Here is a 22622-nt window from a genome sequence, read left to right on the forward strand (position 1 = left end):
CTTAGTTCACACTCTTGCCCCCCCCTACGCTCTTCCGATCCTTCCATCTGAACGTTCCGTCGACGGACGCCGTCCACACACAGATACCCTTGACAGGTGACCGACGCCCAAGACACCGCAGCAGACAGTTCACTGCGCACCACCGGGGGCACTCCCCCGGACGACGCCGAGTCTTCTGCGACGGGGGCGCCGATCCCTCTGCTGGAGCCGCGCGAGGGCATTCCGCCCGTGGTCGCCGACGCGGCCGCGCTCGCCCGCGTGGTCGCCGCGTTCGCCGCCGGTTCCGGTCCCGTCGCCGTCGACGCCGAGCGGGCGTCCGGCTACCGCTACGGACAGCGCGCCTACCTGGTCCAGCTGCGCCGCGAGGGCGCCGGGACCGCGCTGATCGACCCGGTCGCCTGCCCCGACCTCTCCGGCCTCGGCGAGGCGCTGGCCGGCGTCGAGTGGGTGCTGCACGCGGCCACCCAGGACCTGCCCTGTCTGCGCGAGATAGGCATGGTGCCCAGCAGCCTCTTCGACACCGAGCTGGCCGGCCGGCTCGCCGGGTTCCCCCGGGTCGGGCTCGGCGCGATGGTCGAGGGTGTCCTCGGGTTCGTGCTGGAGAAGGGGCACTCCGCCGTCGACTGGTCGACCCGCCCGCTGCCCGAGCCGTGGCTGCGGTACGCGGCGCTCGACGTCGAACTGCTGGTCGACCTGCGGGACGCCCTGGAGAAGGAGCTCGAGCGGCAGGGGAAGCTGGAGTGGGCCCGGCAGGAGTTCGACGCCATCGCGGCCGCGCCGCCCGCCGAGCCCAGGAAGGACCCCTGGCGGCGGACGTCCGGGATGCACAAGGTGCGGCGGCGTCGGCAGCTGGCCGTGGTGCGGGAGCTGTGGGAGATGCGGGACCGGATCGCGCAGAAGCGGGACGTGTCGCCGGGCAAGGTGCTCAGCGACGCGGCGATCGTCGAGGCGGCGCTCGGCCTCCCGCCGAACGTGCACGCCCTCGCCGGGCTGAACGGGTTCGGGCACCGGATGGGCCGGCGCCAGCTGGAGCAGTGGCAGACCGCGGTGGACCGCGCCAAGGCACTGCCGGACGCCGCGCTGCCGCAGCCCGGTCAGCCGGTCACGGGGCCGCCCCCGCCCCGGGCGTGGGCCGACAAGGACCCCGTCGCGGCGGCCCGGTTGTCCGCGGCGCGCGCAGCGGTGTCGGCCCTGGCCGAACAGCTCACCATGCCGCAGGAGAACCTGATCGCACCGGACACCGTACGGCGGCTCTGCTGGGAACCGCCGCGGGTGGTGGACGCCGACTCGGTCGGGGCCGCGCTGGAGGGGTACGGCGCACGACCGTGGCAGGTCGAGCAGGTGACCCCGGCCCTGGTGACGGCGCTGACCCCGTAGGCGTGCCGGCCGACCGGCCCCCGAGCCGCTCCCGGCTCCGGGGCGCGTGACCCTTCGCGTGGCGGGCCCCTCCCGTGGCGGGCCGGATCAGCCCCCCGAGCCCCGTGCGGAGGAGCCTGCCGCGCCCTGCCCGGCAGCGGCCTCCGGGTCCGGGTCCCCCCGCGGGATGGCGTCCGGGTCCGGGTCCCCCTGCGCGGTGGCGTCCGGGTCCGGGTCGGGGGTGGCTTCGAGGAACGCCGTGTAGAGGTGTTTGCCCCGGGTCACCGAGAAGTCCATCTCCGGGAGCACCTCCGGGACCGCGATCGCGGTCACCAGGTTGCGGTACATGCGCGAGATCCGCGCCTCCACGTTCCCCAGGTGCCGGTCGAGGGTGTTCGAGATCAGCACCACCCCGGCCCAGTTCCCCGCGAGCTGGTAGGCCTGCTCCGCCACGTCGACGAAGGGTTTCAGCTCGCCGTGCCGCTGGGCCTCGGTGAGCTGCCCGGTGTTGAAGACGATCCAGTCCGGCCACGGAGTCCCGTAGGTCTCCGGCGCGCTGCTGTGGAACGACAGCATCAGGGCGGCCTGAAGTGCGCTCTCGTGGGAGATCCGGTGCGCCAGGATCATGCCGATGTCGACCACCTCCTGGAGCTTGAGCCGCTGCTCCCGCAGCCCGTCCATGCTCAGCGTGTCCGTCATGATGGCGCTCGCCACGTCGAGCTTGCCGCCGGGGAAGTGCCGGTAGAAGGCTCCCTTGCTGGTGCGCGCCGCCGTGATCAGGTCGCTGACCGAGGCCCCTTCGTAGCTCTCCGCGACGAACAGCGCCCCGGCCGTGTCGAGGATGCGCTGCCTGGTGTCGAGGGCACGCTGTTGCCGACGTCGCGGACTGCGCGGGTTGGTCATGCACTCTCCCGGATGGCTCCACCGATTCCCGGGCCAAGGAATACCAGACGGACGGGCCCACGACCGACGTCTGCTTGACGCCACCGCACCTGAGTTCCAGACTTGGCGACGCTAGAAGAGACCGCTCGGTCCCTTCTAGCATGGTACAGAGCAGAGCGGCACGGAGATTTCACCGGTTCTCCAGGTGAAAGCTGCTGCGACAGACGGGACCGTTCGGTCCCAACAAGGCCGGGAGCAGTGCAATGAGCGTCTCCGACACCGTCGGCACCGTGGCGGTGATCGCCCCGTACGACGCCGGGAACGCGTATCCGCTCGCGTTCGCCCGGCACGGCTGGCGGACGGTGGCCGTCGTACCGGAGCACCGGCTGCGGCCACCGGCGTACCGGAACGCCGCGGTGGCCGCGGGCTACACCGGCACGGTCGTGCACCGCGGGGTACGGCAGACGGTCAAGGCGTTGCGGGCCCTCGGGGTGTCGGCAGTCGTCGCGGCCGGCGCCGGGGGCGTCGAACCGGCCGAGCGGATCGCCTGGCAGCTCGGCCTGCCCGGGGCGGATCCGGCCTCCTCCCCGCTGCGGTACGACCGCGGGGCACAGGCGGCCCGGCTGTCCCGGCTGGGGATACCCGCTCTGCGGGGCGTCCGCGCGACGAGTCCCGCCGCCGCGGTGGCCTGGGTACGGGCCTGCCCCCTGCCCGGTTACCTGCTCGCGCCGGCGACGGCCGGCACCCCGGTCGAGCCGGTGGAGTGCGCGGACGCACTCCAGGTCGTCGCCGCCTGGCAGGCCGTACGGGACGCGGCCGTCCGCTACTCCGGCAGCCCGGACCTCGTCCTGACCGAGCGGCCGCCGCCCGGCAGGTTCACGGTCCGCACCGTCACCCGGCCGGACCCCGACGGCCGCCCCGAGCACGTGGTCACCGCGCTGCGGGCACGGCCCCCCTCCTACCGCACGGCGCAGGTCCCCTCATCCCGCACGGTGCAGCTCCTCAGGCACCGCACGGCGCGGGTGCTCGACGCGCTCGGCGTGGTCTGCGGTCCGGCCACCACCCGGTTCGCCCTCGGGGCCGACGACGAGCCGCTGCTGGTGGACTCGCTCGCCGCCGGTTCAGCCCCACACGTCCCTCTCTCCCCAGGACAGTCCATGACCGAATGGCCGCCGCCCGCCACCGCCCGCCCCGCCGACGTGCCGCCCACCGTGACGCGGAACGCCCGCATCCTGGAGCTGCGCGCACCGCGCGAGGAACCGTCCGCCCCCTCCCGGGCGGCTCGTCTCGCGGCGCCCCGCACGAAGCCGGTGCAGGTCGAGATCACGCCAAGGTTCCGGGATGCCTGTCAGCAGCGGACGGACATGTGACCTTCGCCGCTCCCGCCGTCAGGGGTGGGCAGTCACGTTACTGATAAGTAGCATGGGGCTGAGCGCGCGCTCAGCGCGGCCGCAGCAGTGCAGACCCGCATCTGGAGGAGAGCCATCGTGCCTCGTACCGTCAGGGACGTCGTCTTCGTCGACGGCGTCCGTACCCCGTTCGGCAAGGCGGGCCCGAAGGGCATCTACCACGAGACCCGTGCCGACGACCTCGTCGTGAAGGCGATCCGGGAGCTGCTGCGCCGCAACCCCGGCCTGGACACCACGAAGATCGACGAGGTCGCCATCGCCGCGACCACGCAGATCGGCGACCAGGGTCTGACCATCGGCCGTACCGCGGGGATCCTGGCGGGTCTGCCGCAGTCCGTGCCGGGCTACTCCATCGACCGCATGTGCGCCGGCGCCCTGACCGCCGTCACCACGGTCGCCGGTTCCGTCGCCTTCGGCGCGTACGACGTCGCCATCGCCGGCGGTGTCGAGCACATGGGCCGCCACCCGATGGGCGAGGGCGTGGACCCGAACCCGCGGTTCGTCAGCGAGAAGCTGGTCGACGAGTCGGCGCTGTTCATGGGCATGACCGCGGAGAACCTGCACGACCGCTACCCGGGGATCACCAAGCTGCGCGCCGACGAGTACGCGGTGCGTTCGCAGGAGAAGGCCGCCAAGGCGTACGCCAACGGCAAGATCCAGGCCGACCTGGTGCCGATCTCGGTGCGCCGGACCAACCCGGAGGGCGGCGAGACCGGTTGGGGTCTCGTGACCGCCGACGAGCCGATGCGCCCGGGGACCACCCTGGAGAACCTCTCGGGTCTCAAGACGCCGTTCCGGGTGCACGGGCGGGTCACCGCCGGCAACGCGGCCGGTCTGAACGACGGTGCGACCGCCTCGATCATCGCCTCCGAGGACTTCGCCCGCGAGAACAACCTGCCGGTGAAGATGCGTCTCGTGGCGTACTCCTTCGCGGGGGTCGAGCCCGAGGTCATGGGCTACGGCCCGATCCCGGCGACCGAGAAGGCCCTCGCGCAGGCGGGGCTGTCCATCTCCGACATCGGCCTGTTCGAGATCAACGAGGCCTTCGCCGTCCAGGTGCTGGCCTTCCTCGACCACTACGGCATCGCGGACGACGACGAGCGCGTCAACCAGTACGGCGGCGCCATCGCCTTCGGTCACCCGCTGGCCTCCTCGGGTGTGCGTCTGATGACGCAGCTGGCCCGCCAGTTCGAGGAGCAGCCGCACGTCCGCTACGGCCTGACCACCATGTGCGTCGGCTTCGGCATGGGCGCGACGGTCATCTGGGAGAACCCGCACTTCGAGGGGGACAAGTGAGCACCACCGCCGAGCTTCTGAAGCAGGCCTCCGACCTGTTCCCCGACGAGGTCGTGACGTCGGCGCACGTACGCCACTTCGACCTCCCGTTCGGGGCCGGCCGGTTCGCGCTGATCACCCTGGACAACGGCCTGGACCACACCAAGCCGACCACCTTCGGCCCGGCCTCGCTGGCCAACCTCAACACCGCGATCGACCAGGTGGAGAAGGAGGCCGCCGAGGGCGCGATCGTCGGTGTCGGCATCACCGGCAAGCCGTTCATCTTCGCGGTCGGCGCCGACCTCAAGGGCGTCGAGCTGCTCAAGGAGCACGAGCACGCGCTCGCCATCGGCAAGGGCGGTCACGAGGTCTTCAAGCGCCTCGCGGGCCTCGCGGTGCCGACCTTCACGTACTACAACGGTGCCGCCATGGGCGGTGGCGTCGAGGTCGGTCTGCACTGCACGTACCGGACCGTGTCCAAGGCCATCCCGGCGTTCTCGCTGCCCGAGGTCTTCCTCGGCCTGGTTCCCGGCTGGGGCGGTTGCGCCCTCCTCCCGAACCTGATCGGCGCCGACAAGGCCGTCTCGGTGATCATCGAGAACAGCCTCAACCAGAACAAGCAGCTCAAGGGTCAGCAGGTCTTCGACCTGGGCATCGCCGACGCCCTCTTCGAGGGTGCCGACTTCCTGGAGCAGTCGCTGATCTGGACCGCCCAGGTGCTGAAGGGCGAGATCGAGGTCGAGCGTCCGGTGATCGACCGCGGCGATGCCTGGGACCAGGCCGTCGCGCGCGGCCGGTTCATCGCGGACTCCAAGGTGCACGGCGCCGCGCCGGCCGCCTACCGCGCCCTGGACATCATCGCCGCCGCCAAGAACGGCGACCTCCAGCAGGGTTACGACGCCGAGGACCTGGCCCTCGCCGACCTGATCATGGGCGGTGAACTCCGCGCCGGCATCTACGCGTTCAACCTGGTGCAGAAGCGCGGCAAGCGTCCGGCGGGTGCGCCCGACAAGAACCTGGCGCGTCCGGTCACCAAGGTGGGCGTCGTGGGCGCGGGCCTCATGGCCTCGCAGCTCGCGCTGCTCTTCCTGCGCCGCCTGGAGGTGCCGGTCGTGCTGACCGACATCGACCAGGAGCGCGTCGACAAGGGCGTGGGCTACGTCCATGCCGAGATCGACAAGCTGCTCGGCAAGGGCCGCGTCAACCAGGACAAGGCCAACCGCCTCAAGGCCCTCGTCACCGGTGTGCTGGACAAGGCCGAGGGCTTCGCGGACGCCGACTTCATCATCGAAGCGGTGTTCGAGGAGATCGGTGTCAAGCAGCAGGTGTTCGCGGAGGTCGAGGCGGTCGCCCCGGCGCACGCGATCCTCGCCACCAACACCTCCTCGCTGTCGGTGACGGAGATGGCGTCGAAGCTGAAGAACCCCGAGCGGGTCGTCGGCTTCCACTTCTTCAACCCGGTCGCGATCCTCCCCCTCCTGGAGATCGTGCGCGGCGAGCAGACGGACGACGCGTCCCTGGCGACCGCGTTCGCCGTCGCCAAGAAGCTGAAGAAGACCGCGGTGCTCGTGAAGGACGCCCCGGCGTTCGTCGTGAACCGCATCCTCACCCGCTTCATGGGCGAGATCCAGAACGTCATCGACGAGGGCACCCCGGTCGAGGTCGCGGAGAAGGCGGTCGACCCGCTGGGCCTGCCGATGTCTCCGCTGGTGCTCCTGGAGCTGGTCGGTCCCGCCATCGGCCTGCACGTCTCGGAGACCCTCAACCGGGCCTTCCCGGACCGCTTCACGGTCTCCCCGAACCTCGCGGCCGTCGTCAAGGCGGGCAAGCGCGGCTTCTACGTGTACGACAGCGGGAAGCCGGAGCTGGACCCCGAGGTCGCCGCGCTGCTGAAGCAGGGTGACTCGGTCCTCAGCGAGGAGCAGGTCCGCGACCGCGTCCTGGACGCCGTCGCCCAGGAGATCGGGCTCATGCTCGACGAGGGCGTCGTCGCCGAGGCGCAGGACATCGACCTGTGCCTGATCACGGGCGCCGGCTGGCCCTTCCACCTGGGCGGCATCACGCCGTACCTGGACCGCGAGGGCGTCTCGGAGCGTGTGAACGGCAAGAAGTTCCTGGCCCCGGGCGTGGCGTCGGTCCCGGCGTAACGACCGGTCAGCCACAGGGGGCCTCCGCAGTGCTGCGGAGGCCCCCTGTCGTCGCTCCGGGACAATGCCGGTGGTCATGAAAAAATCTCACACGCTCACAGGTCCGGTGTCCGGTCGCAAGGCGCTGCTCGCGGTCGTGGTGGCGCTCGCCGCCGTCGCCGCGGCCCTCTCCTGGTCGGGCCGGAACGGGCACGCCGACCGCACGTTCCGCGTCTGGCAGTGGAACATCGCGGGGAACGCCCTGCACCACGGTGCCGTCGACGACGGGCTGGCCGAGGCCGCGGTCGACTCGATACGCCACCGCGAGGCGGACTTCGTCTCCCTCAACGAGGTCTGCCGGGGCCAGTTCGACCGGATGAAGGAACTCCTCGCCGCACGCGGGTGGCCCAGCGGTCCCGGGACGTTCGCCCGCTTCGCCGCCACGCGTGCCGCGTCGCCCGGACTGTGCGGTGGCACCGGGGACTACGGTATCGCCCTGTTCAGCAGGGACCCGCTCGGCGCCTCGCGGGAGTACGTCCTGCCCTCCGACGGCACGGCGGAACACCGGCGGCTGCTGTGCGCGGCGCTGCGGGACGAGCCCCGGATGAAGTTCTGCACCGTGCACATCACCACCAGCAACGCCGTGCGCTCGGGCGTGCCCGCCAACGTCCGGCAGCTCCGGGCGGTCCTGAACGTCCTGGACGGCTTCGACGCGGCCGGTCAGGCGTACCTCATCGCCGGCGACTTCAACGCCCAGCCCGACTACGCCCGGCTGAACGCGTTCTACGCTCCCTCGGCGTCCACGGCCGCCAACCCCGCGAACACGGGAAGCCACCGGGAACTGGACGACGCGGACAGGGCCCACTGTCCCGGGTACGGGCAGTGGACGGCCCTGGGGACTCCGGGCAGCGCGCCGCCCTGCGGGGGCCGTGCCAAGATCGACGAGATCTTCGTGCGCGAGTCGCGTCTGGCCGGGCCGTACGCGGCCGTCGCCCTGACCGTCCCCACCTCGTGCCGGGGGCTCGTCCGGTGTTCCGACCACCGTGCCCTCGTGGGCACGGTACGACTGCGCATGCCCTGATCCCCCGGGGTCCGTCCGGTCACCAGCGCCCGTGGAACGGCAGGTGCTCGCACTTCTCGTCCCCGCAGGCGTCGCGGGCGCGGGCCGCGGACTCCCGGATCCAGTTGCCCTCCGGAATCCCGTGGATCCTCAGCCGCAGGGAGGCCGGCCGGGAGTGCAGGGCGCTGAACACCGACACGAAGTCGACCTGGTAGGTGCCGGGCTTCCAGTCGTGGGGATGGCGCACGCTCCAGGTGCCGTCCTCGCGCACCGGGGCCTCGGCGATCAGCCGACCGCCCTCCAGGAGCATCACCTTGGTCACGCCGGGGTCGGCGGTGCCGGAGAAGCGCGGCCGGGGACCGCTGAAGGCGCCCTCGCGGGGGCCGAGCACGACCGGGGGCTCGACGTGGTCCCGGACGGTGAAGGGCACCGACGCGACCTCGGTCACGCCGGAGTCCGTGAGCCCGACCGCCTGCAACAGGTGGTCACCGCCGGGCCAGCTGACCGCCCGGCGCCACTGCCAGGTACCGGCGGAACCGACGGAGGTGCCACCGAGATAGCCGCCGTTCTCGAAGAACAGCAGGTAGGACGTGCCGGGCGGGGCCGTTCCCGCGAACTTGTGCAGCGGGCTGACGATCTTCGAGGCGGTGGGGGCGGCGATCACGGGGGCCGGGCCGGTGATCCGGTTGCCGCCGTAGAGCACGGACTCGGGGTTGGCGACCGTGAACTCGGCGGTCACCGGCGGGTACTCGCCCGCACCGAGGCGGTCGGGGTCGACGAGGCCGGGCGGCAGGGTGCGGGCGTGCAGCAGCGCGGAGCAGAGGATGCGGGCCACTTCCCGGGCACCGGCCTCGTTGAAGTGGGTGGAGTCGACGATGCCCTCGGGGTGGTGGGGATGCTCGCCCGGGTCGGTCCAGCGGAAGAGGCCCCGCGCCCGGGTGGGGCCGAGTTCCTGAAGCAACCGCGTGGTGTAGTGGTTCAGGTCGATCAGGTCGGCGCCTGTGCCGGCCGCGACCTCGCGGATCACGTCCGGGTAGACGTCGTGGGTGTTCAGGACGTTGCCCTGGACGTCGAAGACGCAGCGCGCCGTCGGGGTGAGCAGCAGCGGCACGGCTCCCTCACCGCGGATCGCGTCCACGTAGAGCCGCAGGAACTCGGTGAACTCGCGGGGGCTGTGGTAGCGCAGCGGCACGTTGACCCGCTGTTCGACGGCGCCGAAGTCCATGGCCACGACGTCGCCGGGGACGAGCGAGTTGAGCAGGCTCGCCATCCGCTCGGTGTAGTAGGTCCGCGCGGTCATCGCGTCGCGGGCGTAGTTCTTGACCTCGTGGTGACCGGAGAGGAACTCCTCGACGTACTGGCCCCAGCCGGCCATGGGCGCCTCCTCCGGTCTCCGGGAGGTGGCCACGGAGTTGCCCAGGATGCAGAAGGTGTTCATGGTTCCTCTCAGAGCGGCCAGCCGGGCAGGCGCCCCGCATGGAAGAGCCGATTGCGGGGCGAGCCCGCCTCGAACTGGCTGGCTATCGGGAAGTAGCTGGGCAGGAACGCGGCCAGGGTGGCGTCCTGCTCGTCCTCGGAGATGTCGCCGTCGTGGAAGTCGTTGAGGCAGAAGACGTCGTTGGCCCGTTCCGCGAGGAGGTGGTTGAGCCGCTTCACCTGCTCGCTGAGGCCGACGTTGACGAATCCGCTGGAGATGCCGCCCGGCACGCTGCGACCCGTGTAGTAGCCGAAGTAGTGGTGCAGCGACGAGGCGACGGACACGTCCGACGGGTCGCGCAGCTGGTTGCGGGCGGTGGTGCCGAGCGCGTCCGGGAACTGCTTCTCCAGGTCGTACATGACGCTGCGGCGCAGGGGGTGCGGGGCGTGGATGAAGGAGTTGACGAGGGTCCGGCCGAACATCCAGGCCACCAGCTGCCGGTTGTTCTTCGCCGCCATACGGCTGAACTCGTCGCCCTCCGTGATGGGGTTCATCGGAATGGCGTTCGACGACATGAAGTGCTTCGACTGGCCGTTGCCCAGGAAGAACAGGCCGGGCTGGAGGGGGCGGGCGGCGAAGACGTCGTCGTTGAAGTACAGGAAGTGTTCGGCCAGTCCGTCGATGTGGTGCAGCCGGCTCTCGATGGCGTGCGAGTTGTACGTGGGCAACGCCCCTTCGCTGCCGAAGATCTCGGTGTGGTCCACCACGCGGACCCGGGGGTGGTGGGGGTCCAGCCACTGCGGGACCTGCCGGTCCGTGACCAGGTAGATGTTCCTGATCCACGGGGCGTACATGTCCAGGGACCGCAGTGAGTACCGCAGTTCGTCGCGGTTGCGGAAGCGGGCCGCGCTGGTGGCCGCGTCCTGCGTCTCGATCCCCTTGGCGGCCAGCACCGCGTTCTTGCGCTCCAGCCAGGAGACGTCGGCGCCGTCGACCCAGGTGTAGACGGCGTCGACCGGGAACGCGATGTCGTGGTGCAGGGTGTCCGCGAACGCCTCCAGCGTCGGGTACTTGCGCCCGCCCAGGACCGTCGGCACCCGGCGCAGCGCGCTCTTGGGCACCCGTGAGCCGATCAGGGTGCGGTACGGCGAGACGATGGTGCCGGAGTCCTCCGGGTCGTCCTCCCAGAACGCGACGGTGCAGCCGTAGGCCGCCCCGAGCCGCAGGGTGCGGGACGGTGTGACGACACTCTGGTAGACCCGCACTCCGGCGCATTCCGTGCGCAGGTATTCGGTGGCGAGTCCGGCGAGCGTGGTGGCGACCGCGGTGTCGGCGTCGTTGAGCAGTGCCATGTACACGGCCTGCTTCGCGAAGTGCTGGGCGAGCGCCTTGAGGACGGCCTCACGGTGGTCGGCGTGCACGGCGACGGTGTGCCGCACCTTCGTGGTCCGGGAGACGAAGTACGGGATGCGGGCCGCTTCCAGCGCGGCGGCCGTCATCGCCAGGTTCGCCTGGACGGTGTCGAAGGGGGTCTCCGCGTCGATCAGGCGGCACAGCTGTCCGCCGTCGCGCACCAGCGTGCCGTTCTCCTTGAGGAGCCGCTCCTCGGTCCCCTGGAGCCGGCTGGAGTGCTGGGTGCTGCGCGGGGCGGCGGCCGCGGCCCTGGCCTGGCCGCCCGCACCGGCGATCATGGCGTGCGCGGCGATCCGTTCGGCCTTCAGCGCGGCGCGGCGACCGCTCGCCCGGTCCGCCTCCAGGGTGGTGAGCAGGCCGTCCCACTGGTCGCCGGCCCGGAACCGCAGGGCCGCCTCGGCGGCGAGGTTGCCCATGCCCAGGCGCATCTCGGTGTTCTCGATCATGTCGAGCAGCGCGGCGGCCAGGGCCTCCGTGTCCCCGGGAGTGGTGAGGAGGCCGGTGCGCCCCTCGTGCACGATCTCCCGCGGGGCGTGGGGACTGTCGTACGCCAGGACGGGCACCCCGGCGGCCTGGGCCTCGCGCAGCGCCAGTCCCACGGCGTCCTCGGTCGCGGTGCTCAGGGCGATGCTCGCCTTGGCCCACTCCTCGGCGAGGCTGGGCGGCGCCTCCCCCACGAACTGGACGGTTCCGTGCAGGCCGAGCTGGTCCCGGTGGCCGGTGAGCCGGTTGCCGAGCGGACCGTCGCCGACGACCCGCAGGACCCAGGTGGGGTGCAGCGGGCTGACCCGCGCCCAGGCGGCCAGGGCGTCGGCGATCCCGGAGCGCTCCTCCAGCCGGGCGGCCAGGGTCACCATCCGGGTCTCCAGCGTGGAACGGGGCCGGAACCCCTCGGCGAGCGCGGGCGGGATCACCACGAGCGGCGGGGCGCCGGCGCCGAACGTCTCGGTGTACCACTCGTGGGAGCGGGCGCACGCCAGCGCCACCGCGTCGCAGCGCGTGATGTGCCGGAGCAGGGGTTCGGCGGCGGGGCCGGCCACTTCCGGCGCGCTCAGTTCGTAGTGGACCGTGAGGACGTGCGGCGGGGCGAACCGCGCGGCGTAGGCGAGCAGCGCCGGCGAGGTGGTGACGAGGACGTCGACGTCGGCGTCCTGGAGCGCGTACTCCAGTTCGATGTCGGCGAGTCGGTGGAAGCGGTCGTCCCAGCGGCGCTCGACGACCTCGCTGGGTACCGCGCTCAGGGCGAGGCCGGTGCCGGCGTCCAGGGTGGAGCGGCGTACGGGCCGGTGCTGGAGCGTCTCGATGAGGAACCTGACCGGCACCCGGGGGTCGGGGGGTGCGAAGCGTCGGCGCCGCGCCTTGAACACGCTGATGACGCTGACCTCGTGCCGGTCGGCGAGCGTGCCGGCGTGACCGAGCACGGCTCGTTCCTCGCCGCCCAGCACGTCGGCCTGGGTCAGCAGGAAGGCGATTCTCATGGGTTCCTCTGCTCCGCCCCGGCACCGTCACCGCAGGTGAACCGGAGGTTCCCGGCAGGGGTGTAGCGGGGTTCGATCATCATCAGGGTGTCGCGGCGCGGTGACACGAGGATCTTCCGCATCGCGAACACCCGCCCCGGCGCCTGGACGTCGTGCAGCCGGCGCCCGAGGCGCAGGGGCGTGCGGGCGTCCGTGTGGACGAGGACGTCCCAGTGCACGCGCCGGCTTCCGGTGGGGACCATCTCGGCCAGCGGAACGTCCACCCGCCATACGCCGGGCTCCACTTCGTCCAGCGGGCGCGTGACACTCCGGCCGGCGGCGACGAACTCGGCCTGCCGGGCGTCGGTGCCGACGCCGAGCAGGCGCAGATCGACCTCGATGCGCGCGTGCTCGATGTGCACGTTGACCACCTCGGCGGCGGGCCGCGCCTTGGCGCACACCACGCGGGCGTCACCGCGGACGGTCCGGCCGAGCCGGTAGCGGTCGGCGGTGACCGGCGACGACTTCATGGGTCCTGTCGTGCCCGTCGGGGGCTTCGTCAGCTCCGCGAGCAGCAGCGGGAACTGGCGGACCCGGCGCCCGGTGCCCACGTCCAGCCGCAGTTTCCAGCGCCCCGGGGTGACGGGCACTCCCCTGGTGCCGGTGCCCAGCAGCACCGCCGCGTCGACGAGGTAGCGGCCGTCGCGCCCGGCGTAGACCCGGGCGGGGACCCGGTGCCGGTGGCGCCGACGCAGTACGACGATCTCGGCGTGGTCCGCCTCGGTCACCGAGCCGGGCAGCTCGGCGTGCAGGTTGACGGTCTGGCCGTCCAGCAGGGCGGCGTAGCGCAGCCGTGCGGTACGGCCGGCTCGCCGGGGCAGGAAGAGCCGGTTCATCAGCCAGGCACGCGGCCGGGCGAGCCGGACCGCGGCACGGCGCCGGACGGCGGCGAGGAGACGACGGCGCGCGCTCATCGGACGGCCACCCCCTGCTCCTGCTCGACCTGGTGCCGCGCCGGCGACAGCGCCCGGTCGGGGAGTTCGTACGGACTGGCGACGGGGAAGTAGGCGTCGAGGAAGCGGGCGACCATGCGCGTCTGCGCGTCCCGGTCCTCGGGGACGATCGTGTCGTTGATGCAGAAGGTGTCGAAGTCGCGCCGGGCGACCAGCCGGTTCAGCCGCTGCTGGGCGCGCTGCTCACCGATGTCGACGTAGACGTAGCGCAGGTCGCCGACCGTGGCCCGGGCCGAGTGGTAGGCGTAGTAGTGGTGCAGCGACGAGGCGACGGGCGTGTCGTGCGGGGAGCGGAACCGCGAGTGCTGCGTGACCCAGTGCGCACGCGCGTAGACCTGCTCGATCTCGGCGAGGACGGAGCGCCTGAGGGCGTGCGGGGTGTGCTTCATCTTCTGCGAGATGACGGTGCCGAACTGCTGGGCGATCAGACCCCGGCTGTTCTTGCCGGCGGCGTTCACGGGAAGGTCGTCGGGGGAGATCTGCCCGGACGGGATCAGCGCCTTGGACATGAAGAATTTGGTCAGGCCATTGGGATGGAAGAACTGCTCGGGGCGGACCGGCCGTCCGAAGAACACGTCGTCGTTCAGGTAGAGGAAGTGTTCGGCGAGGTCCGGGATGTGGTGCAGCTGGCTCTCGATGGCGTGGGAGTTGAAGGTCGGCAGCGCGCGGGAGTCGGAGAAGATCTCCCGGTGGTCCACCACCCGCAGGCCCGGGTACTCGGTGTCGAGCCAGTCGGGCACCTGCCCCGCGGTCACCAGGAAGATGTTCCGGACCCAGGGCACGAACTGGTGGATCGAGCGCAGGGAGTACCGCAGTTCGTCGCGGCTGGTGTACCGGGCGTCGTTGTCGGCCTGCTCGTGCAGCGACGTGGAGCCGCCGTCGTACTGCCGGCGCGCGGCGTCCTTGTTCGCTCTCCAGACGGGGTCGGAGTCGTCGACCCAGGTGTAGACGATGTCGATCGGGTACCGGTGGTCGCCGATCAGGGCGGCCGTGAACTCGGGCAGCGTACGGGTCCGGCCGGTGCCGTAGAGGAACGGGACGGGGCTGAACAGGCGCTGTTCCGCGAGTCGCCGTTCCCCGCCCACCGGGGTGCTGGTGACCACGGAGTTGGGGCGGGGTGCGACGAGCTCGCCCTCCTCCTCCGTCCAGAACTCCAGCTCGCAGCCGGACTCATGGCCGAAGGCGAGGTTCTCCGTGGGGTCGCACACGACCCAGGCCACGTTCAGCACCTTCTGCGAGCGCAGTTTCCGCCAGGCCTGCGCGGACGAACCGGCACGGGACTGGCCCCCGGAAGCGGCGCGGACGTATCCCGGGTCGCGGCTGCACACCAGCTGGAAGACGTCCTCGACGTCCTCGCGGAGCGCGGCGGGCACGGCCACTGCAGGAACGGTTCCTCCCGTGCCGCGCACGGCGAAGTACTCGATCTCCGCGTCTTCGAGGACGGCCACCAGCAGATGGAGGTTGCGAGCCCTGGCGGCCCATTCGGTGGCGCCGGGCACGACCATGGCCCGCACGTGCTGACCGTCGAGGCGGATCACCCGCAGGACGGCCCCGGCGCCGCGCCGGGCGGGACCACCGGCCGCCCCGAGGACGACCCTGGCCAGAGCGGTGCGCATGGCGTCCGCAGCCGTCAGGATCCGCATGACCCCCTGGCGCAGCGGACGGGGAATCCGGCGGACGATGCGCCGCCGGGCCCGTACCGGCACCAGTGATCGGTAGGTCGAAACGAGCGCGCTCGCCTCAGGATTACCCGGGCTCACTCCAACTCCTCAGCACCTTGGCAAGGGCTGAGACCCCCCTCATGCCCCGTACAAACGATTCAGCCCGCCCGCCGCTCGCTTTGGGACGAACGAATCAAGCCACCGGATCTTCACATCTTTGCCAACTCATTGTCTAGATGTTTTCTTACCTGTGAGATATGTGTCACTTACATTTTCTTCAGCTGTGTCTTACCGCACGTCACACCCGGACCGACCGGCCCAGCACCAGTCCCGCCTCGGCCGACTGGCGCGCCACGCACAGCGCGCCCGCCTCGTCCAGGAAGGCCAGGACCACCCGCCCGTGCGCGTCCCGGGCCAATGCGGGGCCGTGCGCACAGCGCTCCCCGGTGGGCGACCACCACACGCCGCCGCCCTCGTTCTCCGTGCCGAAGGCCGCGAGCGCGATCTCCCCCGCGTGGTCGCGCGCGGCGAGGACCGTGCAGTCGTACCCGTCGAGAGCGGTCCGCAGGGCCGCGATCCGGCCGACGGCGGGTGCCCCGCCCAGCGGGATGACCCAACTGCCGGGACGGTGCGCGACGATCCCGCCGGTCGCCGCGTCCGTCCAGTAGAAGGTCACCCGGTCCTGGGCGGTCTCCAGCACGGCGGGGCTGCCCTCGGCCACGGCGACGGGCACGTTCGGGCAGCGCTCCGGGTCGGCGTCCGGCTCGGGCTGGGACCAGCGCATCGCGGGACCCTCCCCCGGCACGAACAGCTCGATCCGGCCGGTGCCGGTGGCCGTGGCCGTCATGCCCGGCCGGACGCCACCGCCGCGCAGATCCCGCCAGGGCTCCCAGCGCCCGTCCGGCGCCTCCCGGCGCAGACAGACCCCGCCACCCGCGTTGCGGACGAACACATGCACCCGCCCCGACGCGCTCACGGCCGCTGCCGGTGCCGCCACCAGCGCCGCGCGCTCCGGGGTCCGGCCGGGATTCCCCATCGAGCGCCACTCGGTGACCGGCCTGCCGGTCTGGTACTGCACCGCGTGCACGATGTCGACGGGTGCGGAGCCGCCCGGTTCCCGCCGGGCGACCAGGTGCACATACCCGTCGGCGCCCTGGGCGGCCGACACCTCCGTGACGCCGGGGGCGGCCAAGAAGTCCGGGCCGGTCCACTCCGGACCGCCGGGACGCGCCTCGGTCCAGCGCAACAGCCCGCCATCGGTGCGCGCGTAGGCGGTGAGTCTCCCGTCGCGACCGCGCAGGAGCCAGCGGCCGTCCACGGCACCGACGGCCCGGGGACCTTCGTACGGCACCCGGCCCGCGGCTCCTCGCGGTGTGCCGGCTCCTCCCGGTGTGCCGGCTCCTCGCGGTGTGCCGGCGCGTCCGCGCCGGGCACGCCCGGTCCTGGCCCCCATCCGGTGCCCCCTCTTCCCGTTCCTCCGACAGCCCCCGGCCGGCGCCGACCGCCTCCCCGGCCTCCCAGAAGGTCACTCGCCCGACGGTCTGCATTCATGTTTTCGTCACTCCGACCGCACAACTGTCCGGACGGGGTGTCTATAGTGCAACGTCATCCGGCAGATCACGGACCGGCCCTCCCCCACCCGAGTCCCCACGCCACCGCATTCGCCCTCCGGGGCACGACACATGAGGACTCGAACCAGGATGAGCCACGTATCGACGCCGTCCCCCGACGACACCGACGGCGCCGCCGGGACCGGCGGCGGGCGAGGCCGCAGGCGTGGGCGTACCGGCAAGCGCCGGACCGGCCGCTGGATCCTGCTCTCCCTGGCCGTGCTGGTCCTCGCCGGGGCCGGCACCGCCTACTGGCTCTACAGCGGGATCGACGGCAACATCAAGGGCGTCGACATCAACAGGTCGATCGGCGACGACCGGCCGGAGAAGCTGCCCACCTCGGGCCAGAACGTCCTGATCCTGGGCTCCGACTCACGGGCCGGGGCCAACGCGAAGCTGGACGACGCCAAGGTGTCCGGCGCCCGTTCGGACACCGCGCTGGTGATGCACATACCCGAGGGCCGCAAGCAGGCCGTCGCCGTCAGCATCCCGCGCGACACCCTGGTGACCCGCCCCGAGTGCACCAAGGCGGACGGCACCCAGGTCGCCTCCGCGAAGCGCGTGATGTTCAACTCCATCTACGCGCAGGTCGGTCCGGCCTGTGTGGTCAAGACGGTGGAGCAGATGTCCGGCGTCCGCATGGACCACTACGTCGAGGTCGACTTCGCCGGCTTCAAGGGCCTGGTCGACGCGATAGGCGGGGTGACCGTCACCGTCGACCAGGACATCCACGACTCCTCCAGCGGCCTGAACATCACCAAGGGCACCCACCGGCTGAACGGCACCCAGGCCCTCCAGTTCGTCCGCACCCGGCACGGCATCGGCGACGGCAGCGACCTCGGCCGCATAGGCCTCCAGCAGCAGTTCATGCTCGCGCTGCTCTCGGAGATCCAGAAGCAGGACCTGCTGGGCAGCCCGGTCAAGGCGTACAAGATCGCCGACAAGCTGACCGCCGCGCTCACCACCGACTCCGAACTGGCCTCCCTCACCAAGCTCGCCGAGTTCGGCCGCAGCCTGAACGGCGTCAGTCCGTCGACCATGGAGACGATCATGCTCCCGGTGGCGTACGACAAGATCGACCCGAACCGCGTGGTGGCCGCCGAACCGCAGGCGGCCACGCTCTGGAAGGCGATCCGCACCGACGCCACCATCCCGGAGTCGGCGAAGAAGTCCCCTGCCACCGGCGGTAACTGACGTAGCGCCAGTTGTCGTCAGACCTCGCGCCAGGCTTGCAGGGCCAGCCCCGGTTCGTCCTTGCGTCGGGTGAGGAGGAGTTGGGCGGTGGCCGGGGACAGGGTCGCCGCGGTGACGCGGCCGGACTCGTCCGTGGTGAGGGCGACCGTCGCGTCCGCGGGGAGCTGCGGGCCGGACTCGGCCCACCAGGCACCGGCCCGCTCGTCCTCGGTGGGGTAGGCGGCGAAGGCGACCCGGCCGCTCGCCGAACGCTGGGCGAGCAGGGTGCAGTCGTGGCCGTCCAGTTCGCAGCGGATCGCCGCGACCGGGCCGGGGCCGGCCGACGGCAGCAGCGCGGCGGGCTTGCCGCCGGGGCGCCAGGCGCACAGGTCGCCGGCGGCGTCCGTGTAGTAGAGGGTCGTGCTCCCGGGCGAGGTGGCGAGGGCGGCAAGGGTGCCCGGCCGGACCGGTGCCTCCAGGGCCTCCTGGAGCACGGGCGGACTGCCCGCCTCCTCCTGACGCCAGTACAGGATCCCGTCGGGCACGGCCGCGTAGACCTCGACACGCCCCGACGCACCGGTCACCGCCGCGAGTCCGTCCTCGACCAGCCGCCCCTTCAGGTCGCGCCAGGGTTCCCAGCCGCCCTTCTCCTTCTGGGCGACCATGCTCACACCGCGCCCCGGGTTGCGGACGAACACATGGGCGCGGCCCTCCGCGTCCACCGCGACGGCCGGGGTGCCGGTGACATCGCCCTGCTTCGCCGGGTGGCCGATCGGCTGCCAGTCCATCGCGGCGAGATGAGGGCGGTAGTGGGTCGAGTGCACGAGGCCCGACTCGCCCTTGACGGTCGGCCGCCAGGCCACCAGGTGGGCGTACCCGTCGTCGCCCCGGCCCACCGAGAAGCCGGGGTGCAACCGTTGGTCGCCGCCCATCCGCCGGGGGGCGCCCCAGGGGCCGCCGGGTCCGCGTTCCGCCCGGCACAGCACGGCGTCACCCGACGGCAGATACACACTGAGCCGGCCGTCACGGCCGCGATGAAGCCAGTCGCCGTTCACCGCTTCACTTTAAGCGGGGCCGTCCGGGGCAGTGGGGCGACCCCGGGCGTGCGAGGCTTGGGGCATGGATGAGGAAGCTCCGCTGCTGGTGATCGTCGACGGCGCGAACGTCGTCGGGTCGCGGCCGGACGGCTGGTGGCGGGACCGCAGGGGTGCCGCCGAGCGGTTGCGGGACCGGCTCGCCGAGCGAGGGTTGCCGGGCCGTCCGACCCCCGTGGAACTGGTGCTCGTCGTGGAGGGCGCGGCCCGTGGGGTGGCGTCGGTGCCCGGGGTACGGGTGGAGTCGGCGCCGGGCAGCGGAGACGACCGGATCGTGGAACTGGCCGCCGAGCAGCCCGGCCGCCCTCGCCTCGTCATCACCGCGGACCGTGAACTACGGCGCCGGGTGACGGAGTTGGGAGCGGAAGTGATCGGACCGAGCGCCCTGCTGCACTGAACCGGGGTGAGCACCCGCGGCCCGGACCCGGGCGGGCCGCCGGCACCCCGACACGGCACCTGGAGCCGCCGGCCGAGGCAGCCGCTCTTCGTCGCGGCCCCTGGAGCCGCCGGCCGAGGCGGCCGCTCTTCGTCGCGGCCCCTCACTCCCCCGGCGCTCTGACGTACAGCACCGCTCCGTCCACCTCGCCCGCCGGTTCGTAGTCGGCCGTGAGCAGGCGGCGCAGGCTCGGGATCCGGTCGGGGGCGTACGGCTTGCCCCGGGAGTCGTCGATCACCAGGGTGGGCGGGCGGGCGGCCAGTTCCGCGCGGAAGACCGGCCAGGTGCCGGCCACCGCGTACTTCTCGCCGACCTGCGGTCCGTCCCGGCCGCCGCTGAAGTTGGTGAGGAGGCCGGCGGTGAGGTAGCGGGTGGCGGGGGCACGGCCGGCGAGCCAGTACGTCTCCGGGTGTATGCCCCAGACCAGGACCCGGTCACCGGGCGCGCTGCGGCGGTCCAGGGCGAGCGCCAGCCGCTGGGCGTGGGCGAGTTCGGTGCGCGGGGCGCACAGTCCCCAGGTCAGGAACAGGGCGCAGGCGCAGCAGGACGTGAGGACGGCGGCCGTGACCCGTTCCCGCGGCAGTACCTGGAGCGCAGCGGTGGCCAACAGCGCCAGGGGCGGGGTGAGTTGCAGGAAGTAGTGGCCGAAGAAGTGGAGACCGAGGGTGACGGCGGCCCCCGACGCGGCCAGCCACAGCCACAGGTCGACGGCCCCGGTTCGGGCGACGCGCAGGGCCCGTACGACCGGCGGCAGCAGACCGGCACAGGCCGCGGCGAGGATCGCAGTGTTGGTCAACGCCCGCCCCAGCACATGGAGTTCGGAACCGGTGAAGGAGGCGTAGGCGCCGGATCCGGTGACCGTCCAGAAGACGAAGCCGGCCGGGTCGGTGGCCAGGGCCGCGCCCAGCACCGGCAGGACCGCGCCGGCCGCCAGTCGCAGCGTGGCCGCGCGCGCGTCGCCGTACCGGTGCAGGAGCCACACCACCGGCAGCAGGACCGCGCCGCCGGTCTGCTTGGTGAGGACGGCGCACGCGACGGCCACCCCTGCGGCGGCCCAGCGGCGACGGTCGGCGCACCACATCGCGGCCGCCGTGCAGGGCAGTATGAACACCTCGAAGGTGGCCGCCTGGGCGTCCTCGGGGTTGAGTCCCACGGAGACCAGCAGGTACAGCCCCCCGGCGGTACGTCCCGCGCGGTCGCCCCAGCGGCGCCGGGCGAGCGAGGCCAGCAGCACGGCGGTGGTCAGCTGCGCGAGTACGGCGAGGACCCGGACCGGGGCGAGCGAACCGGACCCGAAGACCGCGAACACCCCTTCGTACAGCCAGGGCAGCAGGGGGGGCTTGCGGTCCACGACCGTCTGGTACAGCTGCCCGCCCCGCGCCAGCATCCCCGCCTGTACGGCGAGGTAGCCCTCGTCGGGGTTCCACAGCGGCCGGACGAAGGACGGCACCCTGGTCACGCAGGCCAGCGCGGCGAGCGACGGCAGCAGCCGGGGCCAGTACCCCTTCCGTACGACTACGGACCGTGGCTGAGCGAGGGGCGCGGCGAGCATGGAGTGCACGCTATCCGTCCCGCGGTCCCGTCAGGACGGGACATACGGGGCCGGAGCGGTGAGGCTGATGATTACGGAGCGTCCACCGGGGTGCGCTGCTGCCCGGCGAGGCGGCTGTGCGTGCGGCCGTAGAAGAAGTAGACGACGAAGCCGATGACCATCCAGACGGCGAACCGCAGCCAGGTCTCCGCGGGCAGGTTGAGCATCAGCCACAGCGAGGCCAGCACGGACAGGATCGGCAGCACCGGCACCCACGGGGTACGGAAGGACCGCTCCAGGTCGGGGCGGGTGTTGCGCAGGATGATCACGCTGATCGCGACGACGATGAACGCGAAGAGGGTGCCGATGTTCACGAGTTCGGCGAGTTCGCTGAGACTGGTGAAGCCGGCCACGATCGCGATGATGACGCCGAGCAGGATGGTCGGCCGGTACGGGGTGCGGAACTTCGGGTGGGTGTGCGAGAAGAACCGGGGCAGCAGCCCGTCCCGGCTCATCGCGAAGAACACCCGGGACTGGCCGAGCAGCAGGATCATGCACACGGTGGTGAGGCCGACGGCGGCGCCGAAACTGATCAGACCGGCGAACCAGGGGTGCCCGGTCGCCTTGAACGCGTCCGCGAGCGGGGCGTCCACGGACAGTTGGGTGTACTTCTGCATGCCGGTGACCACGATGGCCACGGCCACGTACAGGGCGGTGCAGATGATCAGGGAGCCGATGATGCCGCGCGGCACGTCGCGCTGCGGGTTGCGGGTCTCCTCGGCGGCGGTGGCCACGACGTCGAAGCCGATGAAGGCGAAGAAGACGACGGACGCGGCGGTGAAGATGCCCATCACGCCGAAGTTGGACGGCGCCCAGCCGATCATCAGCTGGATCAGCGGCGCCTTGAGGTTGCCGCCGGCCGGCACGGCCACCTTCGGCGGGATGAAGGGGGTGTAGTTGCCGCTGTGGATGAAGAAGGCGCCCGCGATGATGACGACGAGGACGACGGCGACCTTGATGGCGACGACGACCGAGGTGACCCGGGCGGAGAGCTTCATGCCGATGACGAGGATCGCGGTGAGGGCGAGGACGAGGGCGGCGGCGAGGATGTCGAAGCCGAAGCCGTGGGCGCCGTCCCTGCCGCTGAGGTACGCCGGCAGGTGCCAGCCGGCGTTGTCCAGCAGGGAGTGGATGTACCCCGACCAGCCGACGGCGACCACCGCGGTGCCCAGCGCGAGTTCGAGGACCAGGTCCCAGCCGATGATCCAGGCGGGGAACTCGCCGAGCGAGGCGTAGGAGAAGGTGTACGCGGAGCCGGCCACCGGGACGGTGGAGGCGAACTCCGCGTAGCAGAGCGCGGCCAGGCCGCAGACGACGCCGGCCACCACGAAGGACAGGGCGACCGCGGGCCCCGCGTTGTTCCTGGCGGCGGTGCCGGTCAGGACGAAGATGCCGGTGCCGATGATGACACCCACGCCGAAGACCGTGAGGTCCAGGGCCGAGAGCGACTTCTTGAGCGCGTGCTCCGGTTCCTCGGTGTCCTTGATGGACTGCTCGACGTTCTTGGTCCTGAACAGGGTGCTGCTCACGTGCCTACCTCCCGAGAGAGCCGGAGGTGCGTATGCCCGGCAAAGGCAGGTTCACGCAGATGGGCCGGTCTCGCCACCGGAGAGGTGGGGAGACCGACCCAGGGGGTGGTGCGGGACGCG

Annotated in this window: 16 protein-coding genes; 7 read left to right on the forward strand and 9 right to left on the reverse strand. The window is 71.9% G+C overall.

Features of this window, described 5'->3' with window-relative positions; all coding sequences use genetic code 11:
* Positions 1 to 96 precede the first annotated feature (96 nt).
* Positions 97 to 1377 carry a ribonuclease D gene (locus AB0958_RS31085; RefSeq protein WP_366893801.1) on the forward strand — a complete coding sequence of 427 codons (1281 nt, stop codon included), beginning with the start codon at positions 97 to 99 and terminating at the stop codon, positions 1375 to 1377.
* A gap of 87 nt (positions 1378 to 1464) precedes the next feature.
* Here the strand turns inward: AB0958_RS31085 and AB0958_RS31090 are convergent, their stop codons facing one another.
* Positions 1465 to 2259, reverse strand: coding sequence for a TetR/AcrR family transcriptional regulator (locus tag AB0958_RS31090; protein ID WP_366893802.1), 795 nt, complete (start codon positions 2257 to 2259; stop codon positions 1465 to 1467).
* Positions 2260 to 2501: 242 nt separating this feature from the next.
* Here AB0958_RS31090 and AB0958_RS31095 point away from each other — a divergent pair, with 242 nt between their 5' ends.
* The 4 genes from AB0958_RS31095 (at position 2502) to AB0958_RS31110 (ending at position 8129) form a co-directional block, all read left to right on the forward strand.
* Positions 2502 to 3608, forward strand: a complete 1107-nt coding sequence (locus AB0958_RS31095) for a hypothetical protein (RefSeq protein ID WP_366893803.1) — start codon at positions 2502 to 2504, stop codon at positions 3606 to 3608.
* A 117-nt stretch (positions 3609 to 3725) separates the two neighbouring features.
* Entirely contained in the window at positions 3726 to 4943 is a 1218-nt protein-coding gene (locus AB0958_RS31100) for an acetyl-CoA C-acyltransferase (RefSeq protein ID WP_366893804.1), read from the forward strand.
* A complete protein-coding gene (locus tag AB0958_RS31105) occupies positions 4940 to 7069 on the forward strand; it encodes a 3-hydroxyacyl-CoA dehydrogenase NAD-binding domain-containing protein (protein ID WP_366893805.1) in 2130 nt (709 codons plus the stop codon). The genes AB0958_RS31100 and AB0958_RS31105 overlap by 4 nt, the downstream gene beginning before the upstream one ends.
* A 106-nt stretch (positions 7070 to 7175) precedes the next feature.
* Positions 7176 to 8129: an endonuclease/exonuclease/phosphatase family protein gene (locus AB0958_RS31110; RefSeq protein ID WP_366893806.1), complete on the forward strand. Its 954-nt coding sequence runs from the start codon at positions 7176 to 7178 to the stop codon at positions 8127 to 8129.
* Positions 8130 to 8148: 19 nt separating this feature from the next.
* On the opposite strand, the gene AB0958_RS31115 is transcribed toward AB0958_RS31110, so the two are convergent.
* From AB0958_RS31115 to AB0958_RS31135, 5 genes are all read right to left on the reverse strand, one after another.
* Positions 8149 to 9546 (reverse strand): hypothetical protein, encoded by a 1398-nt coding sequence (locus AB0958_RS31115; protein ID WP_366893807.1) that lies wholly within the window; start codon positions 9544 to 9546, stop codon positions 8149 to 8151.
* An 8-nt stretch (positions 9547 to 9554) separates the two neighbouring features.
* Positions 9555 to 12416: a stealth conserved region 3 domain-containing protein gene (locus AB0958_RS31120; RefSeq protein WP_366893808.1), complete on the reverse strand. Its 2862-nt coding sequence runs from the start codon at positions 12414 to 12416 to the stop codon at positions 9555 to 9557.
* Entirely contained in the window at positions 12413 to 13369 is a 957-nt protein-coding gene (locus AB0958_RS31125) for a hypothetical protein (protein WP_366893809.1), read from the reverse strand. The genes AB0958_RS31120 and AB0958_RS31125 overlap by 4 nt, the downstream gene beginning before the upstream one ends.
* On the reverse strand, positions 13366 to 15051 hold the full coding sequence (locus tag AB0958_RS31130; RefSeq protein ID WP_366893834.1) for a stealth family protein: 1686 nt from the start codon (positions 15049 to 15051) through the stop codon (positions 13366 to 13368). Before AB0958_RS31130 ends, AB0958_RS31125 begins: the two co-directional genes overlap by 4 nt.
* A gap of 316 nt (positions 15052 to 15367) precedes the next feature.
* The gene (locus AB0958_RS31135) at positions 15368 to 16420 is read right to left on the reverse strand and encodes a hypothetical protein (protein WP_366893810.1); all 1053 of its coding nucleotides are present in this window, start codon (positions 16418 to 16420) and stop codon (positions 15368 to 15370) included.
* A 349-nt stretch (positions 16421 to 16769) separates the two neighbouring features.
* On the opposite strand from AB0958_RS31135, the gene AB0958_RS31140 reads away from it, so the two are divergent.
* Positions 16770 to 17873, forward strand: a complete 1104-nt coding sequence (locus AB0958_RS31140; RefSeq protein ID WP_366893811.1) for an LCP family protein — start codon at positions 16770 to 16772, stop codon at positions 17871 to 17873.
* A 17-nt stretch (positions 17874 to 17890) separates the two neighbouring features.
* Here the strand turns inward: AB0958_RS31140 and AB0958_RS31145 are convergent, their stop codons facing one another.
* Positions 17891 to 18907 carry a hypothetical protein gene (locus AB0958_RS31145; protein ID WP_366893812.1) on the reverse strand — a complete coding sequence of 339 codons (1017 nt, stop codon included), beginning with the start codon at positions 18905 to 18907 and terminating at the stop codon, positions 17891 to 17893.
* 64 nt (positions 18908 to 18971) lie between these two features.
* Between AB0958_RS31145 and AB0958_RS31150 the strand changes: the two genes are divergently transcribed.
* Positions 18972 to 19343, forward strand: a complete 372-nt coding sequence (locus AB0958_RS31150; protein WP_366893813.1) for an NTP pyrophosphohydrolase — start codon at positions 18972 to 18974, stop codon at positions 19341 to 19343.
* A 142-nt stretch (positions 19344 to 19485) separates the two neighbouring features.
* On the opposite strand, the gene AB0958_RS31155 is transcribed toward AB0958_RS31150, so the two are convergent.
* Together AB0958_RS31155 and AB0958_RS31160 are read right to left on the reverse strand one after the other, a co-directional pair.
* Positions 19486 to 20934, reverse strand: coding sequence for a glycosyltransferase family 39 protein (locus AB0958_RS31155; RefSeq protein WP_366893814.1), 1449 nt, complete (start codon positions 20932 to 20934; stop codon positions 19486 to 19488).
* A gap of 71 nt (positions 20935 to 21005) precedes the next feature.
* Positions 21006 to 22502, reverse strand: a complete 1497-nt coding sequence (locus AB0958_RS31160) for an amino acid permease (RefSeq protein ID WP_366893815.1) — start codon at positions 22500 to 22502, stop codon at positions 21006 to 21008.
* Between the last annotated feature and the right edge of the window lie 120 nt (positions 22503 to 22622).

It is taken from the genome of Streptomyces sp. NPDC006655 (assembly GCF_040703965.1).
Lineage (GTDB): Bacteria > Actinomycetota > Actinomycetes > Streptomycetales > Streptomycetaceae > Streptomyces.